The sequence below is a fragment of the Methylotenera mobilis 13 genome (assembly GCF_000384255.1).
Classification (GTDB): domain Bacteria; phylum Pseudomonadota; class Gammaproteobacteria; order Burkholderiales; family Methylophilaceae; genus Methylotenera; species Methylotenera mobilis_B.
Map to the genome: position 1 here is coordinate 2065792 of NZ_KB913035.1, position 14679 is coordinate 2080470.

The 14679-nt window shown below is 40.6% G+C and carries 13 protein-coding genes; 4 read left to right on the forward strand and 9 right to left on the reverse strand.

Translation table 11 applies throughout. The features are described 5' to 3' along the window. Positions 1-6 precede the first annotated feature (6 nt). From glgB to A391_RS0109775, 3 genes are all read left to right on the forward strand, one after another. A complete protein-coding gene (glgB, locus tag A391_RS0109765) occupies positions 7-2229 on the forward strand; it encodes a 1,4-alpha-glucan branching protein GlgB (protein WP_019899064.1) in 2223 nt (740 codons plus the stop codon). 27 nt (positions 2230-2256) lie between these two features. Continuing rightward, on the forward strand, positions 2257-3915 hold the full coding sequence (gene pgi, locus A391_RS0109770; protein ID WP_019899066.1) for a glucose-6-phosphate isomerase: 1659 nt from the start codon (positions 2257-2259) through the stop codon (positions 3913-3915). 159 nt (positions 3916-4074) lie between these two features. Continuing rightward, the gene (locus tag A391_RS0109775) at positions 4075-4884 is read left to right on the forward strand and encodes a polyphosphate kinase 2 family protein (RefSeq protein ID WP_019899067.1); all 810 of its coding nucleotides are present in this window, start codon (positions 4075-4077) and stop codon (positions 4882-4884) included. Here the strand turns inward: A391_RS0109775 and A391_RS0109780 are convergent. From A391_RS0109780 to A391_RS0109795, 4 genes are read right to left on the reverse strand one after another with little or no spacing between them, the layout of a single operon-like run. Then, on the reverse strand, positions 4881-5891 hold the full coding sequence (locus A391_RS0109780; protein ID WP_019899068.1) for a S49 family peptidase: 1011 nt from the start codon (positions 5889-5891) through the stop codon (positions 4881-4883). The genes A391_RS0109775 and A391_RS0109780 overlap by 4 nt on opposite strands. Positions 5892-5918: 27 nt before the next feature. Continuing rightward, positions 5919-6281 (reverse strand): Rieske (2Fe-2S) protein, encoded by a 363-nt coding sequence (locus A391_RS0109785; RefSeq protein ID WP_019899069.1) that lies wholly within the window; start codon positions 6279-6281, stop codon positions 5919-5921. A 9-nt stretch (positions 6282-6290) separates the two neighbouring features. Continuing rightward, positions 6291-6947 (reverse strand): HAD-IIIA family hydrolase, encoded by a 657-nt coding sequence (locus A391_RS0109790; protein ID WP_019899070.1) that lies wholly within the window; start codon positions 6945-6947, stop codon positions 6291-6293. Between the two features lie 6 nt (positions 6948-6953). Then, entirely contained in the window at positions 6954-7976 is a 1023-nt protein-coding gene (locus A391_RS0109795) for an RluA family pseudouridine synthase (protein WP_019899077.1), read from the reverse strand. 787 nt (positions 7977-8763) lie between these two features. Between A391_RS0109795 and A391_RS0109800 the strand changes: the two genes are divergently transcribed. Further along, entirely contained in the window at positions 8764-11508 is a 2745-nt protein-coding gene (locus A391_RS0109800; RefSeq protein ID WP_019899078.1) for an Rne/Rng family ribonuclease, read from the forward strand. 493 nt (positions 11509-12001) lie between these two features. Here the strand turns inward: A391_RS0109800 and A391_RS0109805 are convergent, their stop codons facing one another. The 5 genes from A391_RS0109805 to A391_RS0109830 all read right to left on the reverse strand — a co-directional run bounded on the left by A391_RS0109805 (position 12002) and on the right by A391_RS0109830 (position 14603). Continuing rightward, positions 12002-12661 (reverse strand): protein phosphatase CheZ, encoded by a 660-nt coding sequence (locus A391_RS0109805; protein WP_019899079.1) that lies wholly within the window; start codon positions 12659-12661, stop codon positions 12002-12004. Continuing rightward, positions 12658-13065, reverse strand: a complete 408-nt coding sequence (gene cheY / locus A391_RS0109810) for a chemotaxis response regulator CheY (RefSeq protein WP_019899081.1) — start codon at positions 13063-13065, stop codon at positions 12658-12660. Before cheY ends, A391_RS0109805 begins: the two co-directional genes overlap by 4 nt. A gap of 244 nt (positions 13066-13309) precedes the next feature. Further along, positions 13310-13684: a hypothetical protein gene (locus tag A391_RS0109820; protein WP_019899084.1), complete on the reverse strand. Its 375-nt coding sequence runs from the start codon at positions 13682-13684 to the stop codon at positions 13310-13312. Positions 13685-13750: 66 nt separating this feature from the next. After that, positions 13751-14182 carry a hypothetical protein gene (locus A391_RS0109825; RefSeq protein ID WP_019899086.1) on the reverse strand — a complete coding sequence of 144 codons (432 nt, stop codon included), beginning with the start codon at positions 14180-14182 and terminating at the stop codon, positions 13751-13753. A gap of 52 nt (positions 14183-14234) precedes the next feature. Then, positions 14235-14603: a response regulator gene (locus A391_RS0109830; protein ID WP_019899088.1), complete on the reverse strand. Its 369-nt coding sequence runs from the start codon at positions 14601-14603 to the stop codon at positions 14235-14237. Between the last annotated feature and the right edge of the window lie 76 nt (positions 14604-14679).

A 14679-nucleotide genomic window follows, 5' to 3' on the forward strand; every position in this document is an offset into this window, starting at 1 on the left:
GATATTTTGGTAAAATCTAAATCAATTCAGGCATCATCTAAAGCTCACACCAATGCCCTTCACCGCATATTAGAAGCGCGTCATCACGACCCTTTCAGCTTTTTAGGGCAGCATGTAATTGAGCTTGATGGCCATCAATCCAATGCTTATCGCACATTTATACCTAACGCCTCTAGCGTTAAACTAAAAGTCGGAAAATCATGGGTAGATTTAGAAAAAACACATCCTGATGGTCTATTTGAACTTAGCTATGAAAACGCCATTACAACGCCATGCTTGATTCAGGTAACAGCGGGCGACCAAACATACGAAACACACGACCCCTATAGCTTTGGCTCAAGCATCACTCAAGATGAGCTTTACTTATTTGGTGAAGGTCGCTTAAAACTTGCGTACAAAACACTAGGCGCCCAATGTATGACGCAGGACAAGGTCACTGGCGTACGTTTTGCAGTCTGGGCACCTAATGCTGAACGAGTAAGCGTAATTGGTAGCTTTAACAATTGGGATGGACGCATTCACTCGATGCGTACACACGGCTCCAGTGGAGTTTGGGATATATTCATCCCAAACTTAACAACAAGTGACACATACAAGTTTGAAATCAGAAATCGCCATACTGGCCATATTTTGGTAAAAACAGACCCTTACGGTTTTGAGTTTGAACCACGCCCCGGTACCGCAACGAAAATCAGCACGACTCACTACCAGTGGGAAGATAAGCAATGGTTAGAAGCACGCAAAAAACGTGATTGGTTACATGCTCCGTTTAATTGCTACGAAGTGCATCTAGGCTCTTGGCAGCGCAACGACAAAGGGCACTTTCTCACTTATCGAGAGTTAGCTAAAACGCTGGTACCTCACGTTGCTGCAATGGGCTATACACATGTTGAGTTACTACCTATCTCAGAACACCCACTCAATGAATCATGGGGATATCAAACCACTGGTTACTTTGGTGTGACTAACAGATTCGGCTCACCTGATGATTTACGATTTTTAATTGATGCGTTTCATCAAGCCAATATCGGTGTCATACTAGACTGGGTTCCTGGTCACTTTCCTAAAGATGACTGGGCGCTGGCACGCTTTGATGGCACCGCACTATATGAACACGAAGACCCACGACTAGGCGAGCACCAAGACTGGGGTACTTACATTTTTAATTACGGCCGAAATGAAGTCCGTAACTTCTTAATCAGCAATGCTTATTTTTGGCTTCAAGAATTCCATATCGATGGCTTGCGCGTAGATGCGGTAGCTTCTATGCTTTATCTTGATTACTCACGCAACCCTGGTGAATGGCTACCTAACAAATTTGGTGGCAGAGAAAACCTTGATGTCATTGATTTCTTAAAACAACTCAACATCATGGTAGGCGAGGATTTTGCAGGCGTATTAACGATTGCAGAAGAATCAACCGCATGGCCAATGGTATCTCGTCCCGTTTACCTAGGCGGGCTTGGTTTTAGCATGAAATGGAATATGGGCTGGATGAATGACACATTGTCCTACATCGAAAATGACCCTGTACATCGACGCTACTACCATGACAAACTAACTTTTGGGCAGCTGTATGCTTATTCTGAGAATTTTGTATTACCGTTCTCACATGACGAAGTCGTGCATGGTAAAAAATCTTTGCTCGACAAAATGCCAGGTGACTCTTGGCAAAAATTCGCAAACTTACGTTTATTAGCCACCTACCAAATGACCACACCAGGTAAAAAACTCAATTTTATGGGTAATGAGTTTGGTCAAGGTCGCGAGTGGAACGTCAACACTAGCTTAGACTGGCACTTATTAAGCGACAGTTACACTGGCAGTAAATGGCATCAAGGTATTCAGCAATTACACACAGATTTAAACCGTATGTATAAAGAGGTCAACGCACTACATACACTAGATTTTGAAGTGCAAGGGTTTGAATGGATTGACTGTCACGATACAGAACAATCAATTATCAGTTATGTAAGACGTGGATTAGACAATAGTTTTGTTATAATAGTGTTGAATTTTACGCCTGTGTTACGTAATGAATACCGTATTGGTGTTCCACAAGCTGGTAGTTACTCAGAAATATTTAACAGTGATGCAAGTTGCTACGGCGGCAGTAATCAGGGAAATGGCAAGGGTTTACATACCGAAAACATAGCATGGATGCATCATGCACAATCGCTTGTCATCACCCTGCCACCATTGGCTGGTATCGTTTTAAAAATACAATAACCTATTGAAAATAAAGTACTAAAATAAATGGCTAGACTTAACAAACACCCTGTATGGCAACTACTTTGTCAACATCAACAAAAAATAGCATCGCTCCATATGCGCGACATATTCGCCAATGATGCAGATCGTTTCACTAAATATAGCCTTAAATTTTCTGACATATTGCTCGATTATTCAAAACACCGCATCACAGACGAAACGCTACCACTGCTATTCCAAATGGCACGTGAAGCAAAAGTTGAAGAGTGGCGCGATAAAATGTTTGCTGGTGAAAAAATCAATATCACCGAAAACAGAGCGGTATTACATACAGCGTTGCGTAACCGTGCCAATACACCAGTGATGGTAGATGGTCATGATGTCATGCCTGATGTTAATGCAGTGTTAGCGCAAATGCGCCAATTCTCAGACAAAGTAAGAAATGGTACTTGGCTAGGTTACACTGGTAAACGCATTACTGATATTGTGAATATTGGTATTGGTGGTTCAGACCTTGGTCCAGTCATGGTGTGTGATGCATTAACGCCATACGCCAGCCCCGACCTTAACGTACACTTTGTGTCCAACATTGATGGTGCGCATCTAATGCGTGCACTGAATGTATGCAATCCAGAAACAACGCTTTTCATTGTTGCTTCAAAAACATTCACTACTCAAGAAACCATGACTAATGCACATTCTGCACGTGCATGGTTCTTAAAAGCTGCAAAAGATGAAGCACATGTGCCTAAACACTTCGTAGCGCTCTCTACCAACGCAAAAGCAGTTCAAGATTTCGGTATCGACACCGCTAACATGTTTGCATTCTGGGATTGGGTCGGCGGTCGCTATTCTCTATGGTCGGCTATCGGCTTGTCGATTGCCCTTTATGTTGGCATGGATAATTTTGAAGACTTACTCACAGGCGCTTTTGAAATGGATGAGCATTTTAAAAATGCCCCATTAGAACAAAACATGCCTGTCATCATGGCCTTAGTGGGTGTTTGGTATAACAATTTTTTCCATGTAGACTCTCAAGCTATCTTACCTTATGACCAAGGCTTATCTCGCTTCCCAGCTTATTTGCAGCAAGCAGACATGGAAAGTAATGGTAAGTTTATTTGCCGCGATGGTAGTCGCGTTTCTTACAAAACTGGCCCTGTGGTTTGGGGTGAGGCAGGCACGAATGGCCAACATGCATTTTATCAACTGATACACCAAGGCACACAAATCGTGCCGGCTGACTTCTTAATTCCAGTGCATAGTCACTATAAAGTAAGCAGCAATGGTTATGCACACCACAAAATACTGCTCGCAAACTTCCTGGCTCAGACACAATCATTGATGTTGGGTAAAACGACAGAACAAGCACGTGCTGAGCTTGAAAAGCAAGGTTTGTCAGGTGAAGCATTAGAGCAACTATTACCGCACAAAACATTTGAAGGTAATCGTCCTACTACCTCAATCCTGTTTGACAAGTTAACACCAAACACATTGGGTAAGCTCATTGCACTATACGAGCATAAAATCTTCGTTCAAGGGATTATTTGGGATATCAACAGCTACGATCAATGGGGCGTTGAATACGGCAAGCAAATTGCACAGCAAATTTTGCCGCAACTCACCAACGATGAAGTGGTAGGTAATTACGACAGCTCAACTAATGGTTTGATTAATTACACTAAAGCCCTTAAACCTGACTAAACTTAACTTGATTAAGCTATAAAACAGATTAGTGATTACTTTAGCTTGATTTTATTTGCTATGATAAAAGCCCAATGACTGATGTTGTTGGGCTTTTTGTTATCTAGAATCAACCCCTCTTAACCATCAAACCTACTGAGCAGACTACTTGAGAAAATTATGGCAAATCTTGATAAATATCGTGTGAACCCTAAAAAATTCTCACTCAAAGATTTTGATACTAAAGACAAAACTGAGCGCAACGGAAGCAAAGAAGAGAACGAAGCCGCACTCTATGAATTGGCAACCGAAATTAATGCATTGCAGGATATCCTTCATGCTGAAGGCAAAAAGAAAGTACTACTCATTCTGCAAGGCATGGACACTAGCGGAAAAGATGGCACAGTGCGCCATGTATTCAAAGAAACGGACCCTCTTGGTATTCGCTTAGCTAGCTTTAAAGCACCCAGTGGTGAAGAGCTTGCTCATGATTACCTATGGCGTGTTCATCAGCAGGTACCTAAAGCTGGCGAGCTAGTCATTTTCAATCGTAGCCATTATGAAGACGTACTCATCGTTAAAGTACACAATTGGATTGATGAAGCAGAGTGTAAACGTAGATATGCTCAAATCAATGATTTTGAACGCTTACTGACCGAAACCGGCACGACCATCATTAAGTGTTTCTTACATATCTCAAAGCAGGAACAAAAAAAGCGCCTGCAAGAGCGCCTGGACAACCCGGATAAAACTTGGAAATTCAATCCTGGTGATTTAGAAGAACGCAAACTATGGCCCGACTATACCGACGCCTATGAGCAAGCGATCAAAGCGACATCAACCGTACACGCGCCTTGGTATATTGTACCAGCAGATTCAAAGACCAACCGAAATCTGCTGATTTCCAGACTATTACTCAATACACTCAAAAAAATGAATTTGAATTACCCTCCAGTACCAGAGGCATTCAAATCCATTGTGATTGATTAACGTAATCTAATTTCACCTGAATCAACAAGCTGCCTTGAAATCACTTCGCCTATTGCAGTGCTTACACTAGCACCAATACGTTTAGCAATGCGGCTTGCCAAATCATCTTGATAAGTAAAGTCTACAATTTCTTCCTGCTTGATGACTTCTCGTGCAACATAATCTGCACTACCCACAGCATCGGCCAAACCGATTTTGATACTCTGTTCACCACTCCAGAATAAGCCACTGAACGTTTCTGGTGTCTCTTTCAATCGCGAACCTCTGCCTTGACGCACCACTGTTTTGAATTGCTCATGAATTTCATCTAGCATCGCTTGAGCTAACTCCTGATGTTTAGGATTCACTGGTGAAAATGGATCTAACATGGCTTTATTTTCACCTGCGGTCATCAATCGGCGCTCTACACCGACCTTCTTCATCGCCTCAGTAAAACCGTAGCCATCCATTAAAACGCCAATCGATCCAACTATACTGGCTTTATCCACATAAATTTTATCGGCTGCGGCAGCAATATAATATCCACCAGATGCACAAATGTCCTCAACTACTGCATATACAGGAATCTTAGGATGTAATTTCTTCTGCCTTCTAATCTCGTCATTGATAATCCCGGCTTGAACTGGGCTACCACCTGGGCTGTTGATTCTTAAAATAATCCCTTTTGTGCCCTTACTCTCGTATGCATCATTCAAACTAGCCATCACTGCATCGGCTGTAACCTCACCACCAGCTTGAATAACACCATTAATTTCGATTAAGGCAGTATGTTCATCAAAGGTTTTTTTCTCATCGCCGAAGACACCAAGTAACATGAGCAATAAAATTAGCAGATAAGTAAATGTGAGTCCTTTAAAAAAAGTACTCCAACGACGTGCCGTTTTTTGTTCAGTGAGCGCCGCTGTTGCCAACTTCTCTATCACGTTACGTTGCCAAGTAGCATCTTCCGCCACCGTGGGCTTGGTGCCTTCATTGGTGTCTACCGTTTGTTGATTTTGTTCAGTCATTTTTAATTCACCTGTGTTTTATTTTATTTAGGTTATAGACGCTATATTGATAATAATTTCTTTATTTTGTTCAATTAATTCAATGGGCTTTAAGCGCTTGCCTTTACATGGCCCCATGACACAAAAACCATTATCAGGACGATAATGTGCCCCATGTGTTGCACAGATGAGATAGTCACCTTGCGAAGTAAAAAACTCGCCTTCGTTCCAATCCAACTCCACAGACACATGCGCACATTGATTAACATATGCATAAGGCTGCTGATTAAACCTGACCACAAATCCTGTTGCAAACTCACCTAATTTAACAAGAGGGAACCTAACACCTTTACCACCCTCTTGCACAGCTGAACTTTCAATCACAATCTTATCTTGCTCAATATGCATCATGAAGACTTCCTATGCGTGCGTCAGCAGCCATTGACTCAAATTAGAAAAACTATCAAATTGCTCAATTGGACTTAAATGCTGCCATTGTTCTGCAGGTTGGGCACCATAAGTGACACCGATAGCACTCACACCGGCGTTTTTAGCCATTTGTAAATCATAACTGGTATCGCCAATCATCAAAGTACGTTCAGGCAATACAACTAAGTGATCCATTAACTCATCAAGCATTTGTGGGTGCGGCTTTGAAAAGCACTCATCCACAGTACGCGTCGCATGAAACTGCCGACCTAAGCCAGAATGCTCTAATGCTAAGTTAAGTCCTCTACGCCCTTTACCTGTTGCAACTGCTAATTTAAAACCACGTTTATTTAACTCAACAATGGTGTCTGCCGCGCCAGTAAACAAGACTATCTCGCTCTCTTCCGCATAATAATTAGCGTTATATTGTGCAGCAAGTGCCTGGGCCTGCGTAACAGGAATATCCCCATATAAAGCATGAATAGACTCACGTAGACCAAGACCAATAATACTGCTCGCAGCTTCACGTGTAATGGTCGGCAAACCGACCTGTTCTGCCGCTTTTAAAATGGCATTTACTATCATCCCTGTAGAATCGGCTAAGGTACCATCCCAATCCCACACAATTAAATCAAACTTCTTTGGCATTACAAATTACTCTTTCTCTAACTTTAGTAAAAATTTATTTAACTCTGGCGGCATTGGTGCAATTAGCTCTAACTTCTCAGCAGTTAAAGGATGGCGAATCTTAGTCACAGATGAGTGTAAGAACATGCGCTTGAGGCCATGTTTGATTAACGCTTTATTTAAAGCAAAATCACCATATTTATCATCGCCTACAATCGGAAAACCCAAATGTGATAGCTGCACGCGTAATTGATGTGTTCTACCAGTCACCAGTTGTGCTTCTAATAAACTGAATTTACCCACTGCTGGGCTGTTAAAGTTCTTGAGTAAGCGAAACATAGTTTCTGAAGTTTGGCGCTCACCAAATTTGTCTTTTGAAACATCGGTGACTACATTCACACGACGCTCACCATTAGGCAGCACATACTTCTGTAAATCCAGCACAACACGTTTTTTCGGTTCCAACCATTCGCCTTGCACCAACATCAAATAACGTTTGTCGGTTTGATTGTTACGAATCGCTTCGTGCAATGCCACCAATGCACTTCTCTTTTTAGCCAGCATCAATACGCCTGATGTTTCTCTATCTAAGCGATGCACCAACTCCAAAAACTTAGCGCGTGGGCGCTCTAGGCGTAATTGCTCAATCACCCCACGACTAATGCCACTACCACCATGCACAGCAAAACCAGCGGCTTTATCGATGACTAGCATGGCATCATCTTCATAAATGATGGCTTGTTCAAATTTTGAAGTCACTGGCGTGGCTGATTCTGTTTTCTCAACAGCGGTTGAGCGCGTAGGCGGGACTCTGACTACATCACCCAAACTTAAGCGAAAATCTGCATTGATACGCTTTTTATTAACACGCACTTCTCCACTCCGCAAAATGCGGTAAACGTGGCTTTTAGGAACTCCCTTTAATGTTTTGGTCAGAAAATTATCTACGCGTTGTCCCTCACTTGCCTCATCTACTGTTAAAAATGCAGCCGCAGACTCGCTCACTGTAGTGACTGGATTGCCTTGCTCATGTGTAATTAAATTGTTCATGCTTTGCTTAAATGGTTGATGTAGCTTATACTCTGCGAATTCTTATGAATTTAACAAATTAAATCACAGTTAAATTCTTGATAAGAATACAATTATTGAATATAAATACATCTAATCAAGACAATTACTTGCACTTGATGTGTTTGTTAATAATAGTGACAACTAAATACTTGGTTAACACCGCTCGCCACATTATAAAGTAGCGGTAAGTAAAAATTAGCGCTCAAGCCGCCGCAGACAAATAAACATAAAGCGCGACTTAAAGTGAAAAGTTAAATTTGGCACATTATTTAATCAGCTCATAAGCCATTAAATAATTTAGACAAATTAGAATTTACTAAAGATAGAATTTTAACGAATTTAAGCTGCAACTGGCAGAATACTTGGCCACATTTAAGCATAAATTTAACAATAAATTTGCTTTAACGAATAAATAAACTTGTTTTGGCATGATTAATATCTGCCGAAACAATAAAACTAGACGATTCAATCTGACGCAGTCCAATTGACCGAATTGATGAATCTATATATGCAGGGTGAAAGAGTACCCAAGAGGTACGGTTATCCACCCATGTCTTTTCAGTAAGACTTCGTTAATTTGCACTATTGTTACATTGCAAATCGTTAAAGGCCCTCTAGTCATCATTAACACTAGGGCTTATTTCATCTGACACATCGTGTCTTTGTTAGTATCAATTCACCACTTCCACTTTAAATACAGCTTTTTTCAGCATTGCATCACTTTATGCATTGTGTCTGCCCGCCTTGCGACGCTTAGGAGCAAACAATGAAACGCATGTTATTTAATGCAACGCAATCTGAAGAGTTACGCGTTGCGATTGTAGATGGGCAAAAACTCATCGATTTAGATATCGAACACGCTGGTAAAGAACAACGTAAAAGCAATATTTACAAAGGTGTCATCACTCGCATCGAGCCTTCGTTAGAAGCCGCGTTTGTAGACTACGGCCAAGACCGCCACGGCTTTTTACCATTTAAAGAAGTCGCTCGTAGCTATTACAAAGATGGTGCTGATAGTCGTGCACGTATCCAGGATGCTTTAAAAGAAGGTCAAGAATTAATCGTTCAAGTAGATAAAGATGAGCGCGGCAATAAAGGCGCAGCATTGACTACTTTCATTTCGCTAGCTGGTCGCTATTTGGTGTTAATGCCAAACAACCCACGTGGTGGCGGTGTATCACGTCGCATTGAAGGCGAAGATCGAGACGAACTACGTGACGTATTAGCACAGCTTGAAGTACCAAAAGGTATGAGCATCATCGCCCGTACTGCTGGTATTGGCCGCAACGCAGAAGAGCTACAATGGGATTTAAACTACCTCACACAGTTATGGTCTGCCATTGATGGTGCCTCTGCCATGCAAGCAGGCGCATACTTAATCTACCAAGAAGGCAGCTTAGTGATTCGCGCTATCCGCGATTACTTTAGCTCAGATATTGGTGAGATTTTAATCGATACACCAGACATTCACGAACAAGCAGTACAGTTTATGAACCACGTAATGCCAAGCAATGTGGCACGTGTTAAATTGTACCAAGATGAAATTCCTCTGTTCACACGTTTCCAGATTGAACACCAAATTGAATCAGCGTTTGCACGTGAAGTGCGCTTGCCATCTGGCGGCGCAATTGTGATTGACCATACAGAAGCTTTGGTTTCTGTAGACGTTAACTCTGGCCGTGCAACACGTGGTAGTGATATTGAAAACACTGCGTTCAACACTAACTTAGAAGCTGCTGAAGAAGTGGCTCGTCAACTACGCTTACGTGACTTAGGTGGCTTGGTCGTGATTGACTTTATTGACATGGAAAATCAGCGTAATCAACGTGAAGTTGAAAACGCACTCCGTGATGCATTACATGCAGACCGTGCGCGTGTTCAAACAGGCAAGATCTCACGTTTTGGCTTACTTGAGCTATCACGTCAACGTTTACGCCCTAGTTTAGGTGAAACTAACCACATTCCTTGCCCACGTTGCCACGGCACTGGACACATTCGCGGTATTGAATCAACTGCGCTACATATCTTACGTATCACTCAAGAAGATGCGATGAAAGAAAACAGTGCAATTATTCAAGTGCAATTACCAGTTGAAGTAGCTACATTCTTACTCAATGAAAAACGTGCTGATATCCATAAGATTGAAGAGCGCATGGGTGTAGAAGTTGTGTTGATTCCAAACATCCATCTTGAAACGCCGAATTACAATATCATTCGTATCAAGCATGATGACGTTAACGAAGATACCAGCAAAGCCAGTTATCAAATGGTAGAGCTACCTTCAGAAACAACGTATGTAACAAAAGCGGCTGAAGAAGCGAAAGCGGTAAAACCTGTTGCTGCGGTTAAAGGCATTACACCAACAGCACCAGCACCAATGTCAGTTGAAAAGGTTGAGCCTAAAGTATCTCTATTTGCGAAAATCAAAAAATTCTTCGGTTTAGGTGAAAAGTCAGAGGCTGAAAAAGCTGCTGATAAATCTAGTGATGGACGCCGTGATCATCCTCGCAACAACCGCAACCGTAACGAGCGTAATCGTAACCGTAACGAGCGTAATCGTAACGAACGTGGTGATAAAAATGTAAACCAAGAGCGCGCGCCAAAAAATGCTGATCAAAAAACGCAAGACTCTCGTCAAACTGAGGTGAAGCCACAAGAGCAACGTCAGCCAAAACCACAGCAGCAACGTAGTGACAATCAACGTCATGACAACAAAAACCAAGAGTCAGTGCGTAACGTTGCACAGGCAAATACAGGTGAGGTTTCTGCAAATGAATCTACAGAACAACGTAGCGAACGCAGTAGTCGTCGTAACCGTAACAACCGTCGCAATCGCCGTGATCGTGATGAAAATGCTACACGCGACAACACCCGCACATTTGTTCCAAACGATGAGATCAACACTACTGCACCAACAAGCGCAGCTGAAGGTACTAATGCACCTAAGAGTGTTGAGCCAACCGTTGCAGTAACAAGCAACCACGTAACAACTAAAGCTGACATTACACCTGCAAACGCAGCAGCAGAAAAAGCGCCTGTAACAGCCGTGCAAGAGACAGAAACAAAAGCAAAAGAAGCTAGTGCTCAAGAGAACGTACCAGCGAATGTTGTGAATAGCACAGAAGTTACGGTATCAGAATCTGCACCTGTGGAAAAAGAAACTAAAAAATCTAAAACACAAAGAAATACTGCCAATAAATCAGCATCAAATAATAAAGATGCTGTGGCTAGTGAGAGCCAGCCTGCAGATGCAAATGTTGCAGAAGTTTCTGAAAGCAAGACTGAGAAGAAGCGTCCAGCTCGCCCACGTAAAGCAAAAGCTGAACCAAAGAAAGTAGACCTAACAGACTCAGGCTTACAATTGGTTGAAACGAAAGCAGATGCGACCAAAGTAATAGCACCGGCTGAAGTTGAAAAACGCACTGCTCGCAAACCAGCATCTTGGCAGAAAGAGCAAAAAGCAGAGACTAGCAATGAGCCTCTTGTGATGGTGGAAACTCAGAATAAATAATTCAATTATTTTAATCACCACATAGCATAAAAACATAAAGCCCGATTTATCGGGCTTTATGTTTTTATGTAGCAGGTAAATACATACTTGAAACATCATCAAAATTTGTAAACAACATGCTTGAAAGGCGCTTAAAATATACAAAATGCAATAATCTATTTACAAATTGCAAGCAAAAAATCATCAAAATCAGCTGATTTTTTATAAAAAATGGTTGACTTATTCACACTATTCTAATGTTTACTACTTAGTCTCTAAAAAACCTATATAAATCAATGTTAAAAACATAAGCGATTGATTTATATAGATTAAATTTTTAGTACAAAGATTAAGCTTTTCGAAAAAAGCCTTATAAATTGGTAAGTTACATATAATAGCCACAAGTAATCACAGAGTTATCCACAGATTTTGTGGAATACATATTGATCAGCAAATATATGAACGTAGCGGCAATAAATGTAACTGTGAGTGACTGCTTTATTTGTAGAGATGCCTAAAAACCAAGACTCTCTAAGAGCCCATCAACTTCAGACTGATTAATGTTAGTTTCGCTTACATCTTGAGTGGATAGTGTCTGCTGATGATTTAAATTAGGATGATTTTCAATATTGACAGTAGAGAAGTCAACTAAAACCTGCAACAACTGCTTTTCCATTTCATTGATTAACTGCGTGATTTTCTTAATGACTTGTCCTGTGAGGTCCTGAAAATCTTGAGCCATCATAATCTCAAGGAGAATAGCTTTCGTATCATTTGCCCCTTGATCCAAGTGTTGCAAATGTTTGACCGTTTGCTCAGCAACCAGATTGTATTCACTTTTTAATGAAGGATGACTCAACACAGTTTGCCATTGTTTAACTAACAAGGCCGTACGATCAGTTAAATCGTCTTGTATTGGTATCGCTTTATCAGTTGCATTTAATACACGTTCAGCTGCTTGCTCTGTCATTGTTGAGAGGTAATTAAGTCTATCTCTAGTATCTGGAATATCTCGTGCAACCTGCTCCAAAATTTGACTCAGGCCCAAAGCAGCCATCGTGTCATGTAGAGCTCTGGCAATGTGACCTACTCTATTTAAAATATTTGTATCAGGGTTAGCACTTTGAATTAAGTCCAAATTAGCGATAACGGTTTCTGTATGATTAACAATCATATCGCTTCTGCCACTTTATGGATTCTTTCAAATATTTTGGATATTTTTTCGTCTAATATTTGTGCTGAGAATGGCTTAACAACATAGCCGTTGGCACCTGCTTTCGCTGCCATTAAAATATTTTCTTTCTTCGCCTCTGCTGTCACCATGAGTACTGGTAAATGATTAATATCACGATCTGCACGAACATTTTGCAATAGTGTTAAACCATCCATGTTAGGCATATTCCAATCGGTGATAAGGAAATCATAAGTCCCACTTTGAAGCTTACGCCAGGCAGCAACGCCATCTTCAGCCTCATCCAAATTTGTATATCCGATTTCTTTTAGTAAATTCATCACAATTCTTCGCATGGTGGAAAAGTCATCCACTACAAGAATTTTCACATTTGGTTTACTGTCCATGCAAAGTACCATTAACGTTGTTAGTCATAACCATATGAGAATTAATAGAAAAATTAGATGTTAATTCCCACTCGATGTGAGTATCTTCTAAATCATCTTCATGAACTCCATCAATGAAGATATTTAAACTAGGCCTACCTTCAGAAAACTGATTTCGTCGACTTGTACAGATTATTTGTTCCATGATGAAAGATGAATGCATTTAACGCCTTAAATTTTAACTAGCTGGTCTATCGTTTAACTTCTAATGTGTTGTTTCGCGATCATTTGAACGCAATTCTGCCTGTAAAAAACTTATAATTGCCTTTAGCTTCTGTACATGTTCAAAACTCACTGAGTTGTTAGACTGATGTATATTGACTAATATGGACTCTGATAACGCAAAAGTACGTGCGATATGCGTCTGAGATAGCTCCGTCGAATAGACTATTGCTGCAATTTCCAACATCAAGCGAATTACATTCACTATTGCATCTAATTCATGCATCTCATCATCTGACACGTCTTCAAGCATGAGCAACTCAGCCTGAGCTAGCAACAACTCGGTTTCTGATAAAAAAACCTCGTAAGTTTCCTCAATAACAACTTCATTTATCTGATGACTTGCTGTCAGCAACATTACGCACTCCTAACTAAATTTAATGGCGTAACTAAAAATAATTTATCTCATTAAATTTAGTTAAAATTATTTCGTTACTTGACTCAACTCATGATTAAGTAACGTTTGAATAAAGTTAAGATGCTCATCATCCACAGGAGTATCAAAGCACAAACTATCCAATTGCATTTTTAATGCATCATTCACTTTTATCAGATTACTAATACGTGATTGCGTTAATATCAATTTATTTTCAATCATCTTCATAAGTAAAAATTCTAAAATAAATGTCATTTCAGTCACGTCATCAAAACTACATAAGGTACTGCCAATCCTGATTATCTTTGTGTTTCTTAAAATCGCATCCAAGTACTTTAGATGCTCTGTGTTACTGTTGATGTAATGATCGAAGCTCAACGCTAAATTGATTAAAGACGCTGATATTTCTGCTAAACCACTTTCTGCAACATTGAAAAACTTACGATGACCTTCTTTAATATAACGCTGACTATCTATCACCTATATAGCACTCCGTTTTCATGCAAATTCACAAAATAACCGTCTATAAAAATTAAGACCCAATCACCTTTTGCACAACATTCACTAGTTGCTCTGGATGAAAAGGCTTCACTATCCATCCATTTGCTCCAGCGGCCTTACCTTCGCTTTTCATTTCAACGCTAGATTCTGTCGTCAACATTAGAATTGGCACTGTTTGGTAAGAGCCTAGCTCACGTAGCTTTCTAATGAGAGTTAAGCCATCCATCACTGGCATATTATGGTCAGTCAATACAAGGTCTACCGTTTTCACCTTTGCCTTATCTAAGCCATCTTGCCCATCTACGGCTTGCACGACCATGTAACCTGCTTGCTCAAGACTAAATGCAACCATTTTTCGTAAAGAGCCTGAATCATCTACAGCTAAAATTGTTTTGGTCATCGATATACCCCAGTCTCTCTATTTGATGTTATTTATAAAGTTTGCAAAGTTTTTAATCGCTTAAATTTCAATTATC

Excerpts from the sequence above, each read along its gene's own strand:
- pgi (WP_019899066.1), top strand. The coding sequence starts at position 2,257 with ATGGCTAGACTTAACAAACACCCTGTATGGCAACTACTTTGTCAACAT.
- A391_RS0109775 (WP_019899067.1), top strand. The coding sequence starts at position 4,075 with ATGGCAAATCTTGATAAATATCGTGTGAACCCTAAAAAATTCTCACTC.
- A391_RS0109780 (WP_019899068.1), bottom strand. The coding sequence starts at position 5,891 with ATGACTGAACAAAATCAACAAACGGTAGACACCAATGAAGGCACCAAG.
- A391_RS0109785 (WP_019899069.1), bottom strand. The coding sequence starts at position 6,281 with ATGATGCATATTGAGCAAGATAAGATTGTGATTGAAAGTTCAGCTGTG.
- A391_RS0109790 (WP_019899070.1), bottom strand. The coding sequence starts at position 6,947 with ATGCCAAAGAAGTTTGATTTAATTGTGTGGGATTGGGATGGTACCTTA.
- A391_RS0109795 (WP_019899077.1), bottom strand. The coding sequence starts at position 7,976 with ATGAACAATTTAATTACACATGAGCAAGGCAATCCAGTCACTACAGTG.
- A391_RS0109800 (WP_019899078.1), top strand. The coding sequence starts at position 8,764 with ATGAAACGCATGTTATTTAATGCAACGCAATCTGAAGAGTTACGCGTT.
- A391_RS0109805 (WP_019899079.1), bottom strand. The coding sequence starts at position 12,661 with ATGATTGTTAATCATACAGAAACCGTTATCGCTAATTTGGACTTAATT.
- cheY (WP_019899081.1), bottom strand. The coding sequence starts at position 13,065 with ATGGACAGTAAACCAAATGTGAAAATTCTTGTAGTGGATGACTTTTCC.
- A391_RS0109820 (WP_019899084.1), bottom strand. The coding sequence starts at position 13,684 with ATGTTGCTGACAGCAAGTCATCAGATAAATGAAGTTGTTATTGAGGAA.
- A391_RS0109830 (WP_019899088.1), bottom strand. The coding sequence starts at position 14,603 with ATGACCAAAACAATTTTAGCTGTAGATGATTCAGGCTCTTTACGAAAA.